Here is a 6,245-nt window from a genome sequence, read left to right as displayed (position 1 = left end):
CCGGGGAACGTCGCCGATGGTGGTGGACGTGAAGCTTTCCGCCCTGGTCTCGAGAGAGACGGTCTCCCGTTCGGTGCCGGTGGTGCAGACCAACGTCGTCTACTCCGGCAGCTTCGATCTGCCGGATCCCCTGGATCCCGAGTGGTTTGCCGATCCGGAGGCCAGGGGACACCTGAAGGCCGTCATGATTTATGATCCCGAGACGGCAAGAGCTTCGGAGGCGGCCAGGAGCGTTATCTGGGACGCGGGGGAGAAATTGAGTCAGAGAGATATCGGGACCTCTCCCCGAACGATCTATTTCCCGTCCATGACCGAGAACAGTTACGCCGGCGAGGCACTTGTCACGATCCAGAGCGGGGTGACCGCCTATTCCGGCACCCTGACCCACGTGCCGGTGCTGGACGGCACTTTCGTGGTCAAGACTTCGGAAGGAACCGTTGTTCTGAGCGACGGTTACACCGGGAATACCCTCTCCGAGGTAAGCGGCATGAGCGGCACCATCGATCTGGACAGCGGCGAATACACGATTCAACTCGATAACTATCCGGTCCCCGACGGCGGGATTCAACTCTCGGCCGACTACAAGTCCTATTCCGTCATTTCTTCGAGCGGTCTTTCCGTGCTGGGAACGGACACGGTGTCGGACGCCCTCCTCAACCTGGCGCCTTCGGGGGGGGACGACACATCGCTGCCGACGAACAGTGAACTGGTGAACTGGATTCTGGGATACCAGAAGAACGGCAGCACCGAACAGCGACCGTGGCTACTGGGGGCCGTGGACCATTCGGCTCCGGCGGTCATGACGCCGCCGGGGTTTCCCGAGTGGGTCTTCGGCAGCAAGGTCGACAATACGATGAAGGCGAGCTTTCATGATCCCGCCGGGGAAGACACAACGACCTTTCGGGCGGCACATGAGAACCGGGACGTCGTGGTGTTTGTGGGCGCCCGGGACGGCATGCTTCACGCCTTTGACGGCGGCAGGTTCAACTGGGGCGACAACCCGAAAACCATTCCTATCGAGCATCGCGGCCATTTCGTCTGGTCCGGCGAGACGAAAGAGACGGCCCAATACGGCACCGGATCGGAGCTGTGGGCCTATATCCCCGGCAATCTGTTGGGGAAGATGAAAAATCTCTATGGAAAGACCGGAGACAGCGAGGCCTGGTTGGACGCTTCCCCGGCACTCGGGGATGTCTATACCAACGGCGCGTGGCGCACCGTACTGATCGTCTGCCAGGGGAACGGCGGACACATGGTGACCTGCCTGGATGTAACCGATCCGGCTGATCCGGCGTTGCTTTGGGAAAAAGGGGATCCCGACCTCTTCAACAGCCGCTCCTCGCCGGTCATCGGTATGATCGAAAACGACCAATGGGTCGCCTTTCTTCTCTCGGGGGTCACGGATCCGGCGGATCACCCGGTCATCTACATGATCGATATCGCTTCCGGCGCCATTACCAGGATTCCATTGGACGCCGCAGGGGAGAGCGGAAAAGGCGGCGTGGGCAGCGGACAGCCGGCAGCCGTGGACTCCGACGGCGACGGCTATGTGGATCGGCTCTATGTGGGCACCGACAAGGGGTTCATGTATCGGGTCGCCATTGACGGCGGCGTCTTCTCGGATCTCATTGTCAACTCCTCCGAACGAAATGCCGGGGAGGGCATATACGGTGCCCCCGCGGTGGTGACAGACGACGAGGGCGTCCGGGTGTTTTTCGGAACCGGCGGTGATGCATCGGCCACCTATCATTTCTACGCCTACCTCGACAGCAAGCGGGGCGGCACCGACAGCACCACGCTTGAATGGTCCTACGCCCTGCCTGCGGGCCATGGGGTTTATGCCTCGGTTTTCGCGGCCGCCGGCCAGGTCTATTTCAGCACCACCACGGCGGTGACGGAGGACCCCTGCGAGGCCGGCGGCGCCAGCGAGGGGAACCTGTACGCCTTTAAGCAGGTGCTCGACGGCGCAAACGAAACGATTGCGCCTCTGAGTGAAATTCCGCTGCCCAAGGGGAGCGGCAGGGTCGCGCCCATCGTTGACGATCAGCATCTCTATATCAAGACCGCTTTTGGATCTCTTCAATCCTTTGGGGGAACGACTTACAACAACGAAGCCGCAGGCGTCGCCGACGGTGAGATCGCCGTGCCCGTTCCCGAGGCGACGATCCACTCGTGGCGCGAGGTGCGTTAGGGGCTCCCGTCCATCGTTTTTTCGACAAAAATGCCGACGCCTGGATTTTTCCAGGCGTCGGCATTTTTGTATCTCCCGTTGGGGCGGAATAGATGCTTCCCCCGGTCCCGGAGCGGGAGTGGCGGATAAAATGCGGGGGATCAGCGGGGGCATGACAAGGCGCCTGAGGATCTCTCCTCGGGCAGGGCTCGGTTTGCAGAGGGTCCTGTATGCCGGAAGCGGGTGCCTAATCTTCGGGGAACGCTACGGCGAGGCCTGCATTGAGACTCTGCAGGGAATGGGTGATGAGGCAAGTCGCTGCGGTGGGACGGGTCAAGAGCACGATAACCTTGCCCACCTCGGAACGGACGACGAAGTCGTTCGTGCTTTTTCCTTCCGAGGTTTCCGGAAGCCGCACATGCGTCGGCTCGAAAATGCCGTACTTCTGGCCTGGCCGAACCCCGTCCAGAGCGCCCTTGTCGATAAAAGCGATATCATGTTCCCCCATGATGGCGGTCCGCTCCTCGGCGGCGATAATCCTGGCGGAAAGCCCGGTAATACTGTCGGTAAGCGGAATGTCGGGGGAGCGCTCCTCGATCGGCATGAGGCGGTCACCGATCCGGATATCCCGAAAGGACTGGATGATTCGTCCCAGGATATAATCGGGTGATTTTCGAAGGACCTCGACGGTGCCTGTCAACAGATGCTGGACCCCGATCACTGTCTTCCCGGCCGGATCGAAGATGGGGGTTGAAGCGCGATAGATCGTATATCGGTCCCCGACGGCAAGGTCTGTTTCACCGGACGCCTGGATGTAGACGACATCCGTCATACTGATCATTTCCTTGTTGCCGCGGACCTTGAAAATGACGCCCAGGGACCTTGCAGGATCATTCTGAATGAATCCGATGCGATGGATGGACGGATAATGAAAATACCGGCGGGCGGCGATCCGGGGCGGTTCTGCCGGAGGACTTGCCTCCCCCCCGATCGTCTGGGGCGTCGGACCTCTCCCGTAAAGTCGGATGCGCTGTCCCGGAAAGATCAAATGTGGGTTCAGGATGGGGATTCGGCTGTTGATCGACCAGATTTCCGGCCAGTACCCGGGAGACGCCAGAAAGAGATTTGAGATATCCCACAGCGTGTCTCCTTCCTGGACAATATAATAGGTGACGGCTTCATCACGGACGCGGTTTTCATTATCGGCCGCATAAGACGCCATGGCGAAAAATGACCCAAGCAATGCAAGCATGAAAGGCATCTTGATTTTCCACGTGTTTTTCATCAGCGAACTCCTTGAATCGGGGAAGGACGATAAAAATCCGGATAACCTTATAACTGATCTTATAGATGCTTATATGGCTCGGCAGAGGTTTGTCAAGCAACCATTTCCGTTTTTTGATACAGGGGGGAGGGGGGCGGACGAGGCTTATTGGGGTAGAGAACACAAAGGCCCCTGATCCGGATTTGGACCCAGGGGCCTTTTAAGGTTTTAAACGATTTTCAGGTCGGGATTGGGCATTACATCATACCGCCCATGCCGCCCATGCCGCCCATGCCGCCGCCGGGCATGCCGCCGCCGGGCATATCGCTCTTTTCTTCGGGCTTGTCGGCCACCATGGCTTCGGTGGTCAGCATGAGGGAGGCGACGCTGCCGGCGTTCTGCAGCGCGAAACGGGTCACCTTGGTGGGATCGATGACGCCTGCCTCGATCAGATCCTCGTAGGTGTCGGTGGCGGCGTTGAAGCCCATGGCACCTTCGCTGCTCTTAACCTTGTCGATCACCACGGAGCCTTCGAATCCGGCGTTGTTGGCGATCTGACGCAGGGGCTCTTCAATGGCCCGCATGACGACCTTGACGCCCAACTTTTCATCGGCCTTGACGTCCAGCTTCGACAGGGCGCCCAGACAGCGAACCAGAGCGACGCCGCCGCCGGGGACGATGCCCTCCTCAACCGCAGCACGAGTGGCGTTGAGGGCATCCTCGACGCGCGCCTTCTTCTCTTTCATCTCGGTTTCGGTGGCGGCCCCTACGTTGATGACGGCCACGCCGCCGATGAGTTTGGCCAGACGTTCCTGAAGCTTTTCACGATCGTAGTCGGAGGTCGTCTCTTCGATCTGGGCGCGAATCTGTTTGACCCGGCCTTCCAGAGCCGTACGCGCACCGGCGCCGTCGACGATGGTGGTGTTGTCCTTGTCGATGCTGATGCGTTTGGCCTTTCCAAGGTCGTTGATGGTGATGTTTTCCAGTTTTACGCCGATATCCTCGGAAACCACCTGGCCGCCGGTCAGAATGGCAATGTCTTCCAGCATCGCTTTTCGGCGGTCACCGAATCCCGGTGCCTTGACGGCAGCGACCTGCAGGGTGCCTCTCAGCTTGTTGACCACCAGCGTGGCCAGGGCTTCGCCGTCCACATCCTCGGCGATGATGACCAGCGGGCGTCCCATTTTGGCCACCTGCTCCAGAATGGGGAGAAGGTCTTTCATGTTGCTGATCTTCTTTTCATTGATCAGAATGAAGGGTTCCTCGAGGGAACAGACCATTTTTTCGGAATCAGTGACAAAATAGGGTGACAGGTACCCGCGATCGAACTGCATGCCCTCCACCACGTCAAGGGTGGTTTCCATGCTCTTGGCCTCTTCCACCGTGATGACGCCTTCCTTGCCGACCTTGTTCATGGCCTCGGCGATGATGTTGCCGATGGTCTCGTCGTTGTTGGCGGAAATGGTGCCGACCTGGGCGATTTCACGTTGATCCTTGGTCGGTTTGCTCATGTTGTGAAGCTCTTTGACGGCCGCTTCGATGGCCTTGTCGATGCCGCGCTTGATGGACATGGGGTTGTTGCCGGCTGCCACGAGCTTCTGGCCTTCCTCGTAAATGGCCCGGGCAAGCACTGTGGCCGTGGTCGTTCCGTCGCCCGCCATATCACTGGTCTTGCTGGCGACCTCCTTGACCATCTGGGCGCCCATGTTCTCGAACTTGTTTTCCAGTTCGATCTCCTTGGCGACGGTAACGCCGTCCTTGGTGACGGTGGGGGAGCCCCATGACTTGTCGATGACGACGTTTCTCCCTTTAGGGCCGAGGGTCACCACGACCGCATCCGCGAGTGTCTTTACCCCCTTGAGCATCGCTTCCCGGGCTTTCATATCGTATTTGATCTCTTTGGCCATCTTTCAACTACCTCCATATGTATATTGTGAAATGCTGTTATCGTAATCGGTTGGGTGTCGCCGTTTTATTCGATGACGCCCAGAACATCATCCTCGCGCATGATCAGGTATTCTTCACCTTCCACCTTGACTTCCGTGCCGGAATATTTTCCGAAAAGGACCCGGTCGCCGACTTTGAGTTCAAGGGCGATTCTCTGACCGTCGTCGCCGACTTTTCCGTTGCCTACGGCCACAACCTTGCCTTCGGCGGGTTTTTCTTTGGCGGTGTCCGGAATAATGATTCCGCCCTTGGTTTTGTTTTCCTCTTCAACGCGCTGAACCAGAATTCGATCCTGCAGGGGTTTCAACTTCATCTCTCATTCTCCTTTAGGTTTGATGATGGGTTTAATATTTAGTAGTAATAATGAGATATTACAAAATTCGAAGTAAGCGTCGAAACGACCTTCCTCAATTTTGTTGAAAACAATAATCACACATTTTTCGTTGTAAAGAATGGATCGTTATATTTTTTTGAAAGCTTTTCCGGCTCACATCCGTCGGCATGGATCCGATTCGGAGTGCCGTCTTCCGCACCTGGTGATCCCAGGTCCGGTCTTACACGGGGCCGGCGTCAGGACGACGTTTTGGACGAAGCGGCATTCGACCCGTCCGAAGCAGAGGCCTTGGTGTCATGCGTCGAGGACGTGGGGGTGTCCGCTTTCCCGCTGGAAGGGGTTTTCCTGGCATAATCCGTTACGTACCATCCCGACCCCTTGAGATGGAATGCGCTGTGGGAAATCAGCTTGTGAAGTTTTCCCGAACAGTGTTCACACGTGGTCAGGGGCGCTTCAGAGATTTTTTGAAGAACCTCTTCGGTCTTTCCACATTGTTCGCACTTGTACTCGTAAATCGGCATGATGTTATG

At 57.8% G+C, this 6,245-nt stretch carries 5 protein-coding genes; 1 reads left to right on the top strand and 4 read right to left on the bottom strand.

Annotated features, from left to right (window positions below; genetic code table 11):
• On the top strand, positions 1-2,191 hold a 2,191-nt coding region (locus AB7S84_RS09350; protein ID WP_428154073.1), incomplete at its 5' end, for a pilus assembly protein.
• A gap of 226 nt (positions 2,192-2,417) precedes the next feature.
• Here the strand turns inward: AB7S84_RS09350 and AB7S84_RS09345 are convergent.
• From AB7S84_RS09345 to AB7S84_RS09330, 4 genes are all read right to left on the bottom strand, one after another.
• Positions 2,418-3,455 (bottom strand): LysM peptidoglycan-binding domain-containing protein, encoded by a 1,038-nt coding sequence (locus tag AB7S84_RS09345; protein ID WP_020876593.1) that lies wholly within the window; start codon positions 3,453-3,455, stop codon positions 2,418-2,420.
• A gap of 236 nt (positions 3,456-3,691) precedes the next feature.
• The gene (gene groL / locus AB7S84_RS09340) at positions 3,692-5,341 is read right to left on the bottom strand and encodes a chaperonin GroEL (protein WP_020876592.1); all 1,650 of its coding nucleotides are present in this window, start codon (positions 5,339-5,341) and stop codon (positions 3,692-3,694) included.
• Positions 5,342-5,406: 65 nt separating this feature from the next.
• Positions 5,407-5,694 (bottom strand): co-chaperone GroES, encoded by a 288-nt coding sequence (groES, locus tag AB7S84_RS09335; RefSeq protein ID WP_020876591.1) that lies wholly within the window; start codon positions 5,692-5,694, stop codon positions 5,407-5,409.
• A 257-nt stretch (positions 5,695-5,951) separates the two neighbouring features.
• Positions 5,952-6,236 (bottom strand): FmdB family zinc ribbon protein, encoded by a 285-nt coding sequence (locus AB7S84_RS09330; RefSeq protein WP_020876590.1) that lies wholly within the window; start codon positions 6,234-6,236, stop codon positions 5,952-5,954.
• Positions 6,237-6,245 lie beyond the last annotated feature (9 nt).

Origin of the sequence: Desulfococcus sp., from assembly GCF_050178255.1 — a bacterium.
GTDB classification, from domain to species: Bacteria; Desulfobacterota; Desulfobacteria; order Desulfobacterales; family Desulfococcaceae; genus Desulfococcus; species Desulfococcus multivorans.
This window is presented reverse-complemented; position numbering and strand designations above follow the sequence as displayed.

Excerpts from the sequence above, each read along its gene's own strand:
- AB7S84_RS09345 (WP_020876593.1), bottom strand. The coding sequence starts at position 3,455 with ATGAAAAACACGTGGAAAATCAAGATGCCTTTCATGCTTGCATTGCTT.
- groL (WP_020876592.1), bottom strand. The coding sequence starts at position 5,341 with ATGGCCAAAGAGATCAAATACGATATGAAAGCCCGGGAAGCGATGCTC.
- groES (WP_020876591.1), bottom strand. The coding sequence starts at position 5,694 with ATGAAGTTGAAACCCCTGCAGGATCGAATTCTGGTTCAGCGCGTTGAA.
- AB7S84_RS09330 (WP_020876590.1), bottom strand. The coding sequence starts at position 6,236 with ATGCCGATTTACGAGTACAAGTGCGAACAATGTGGAAAGACCGAAGAG.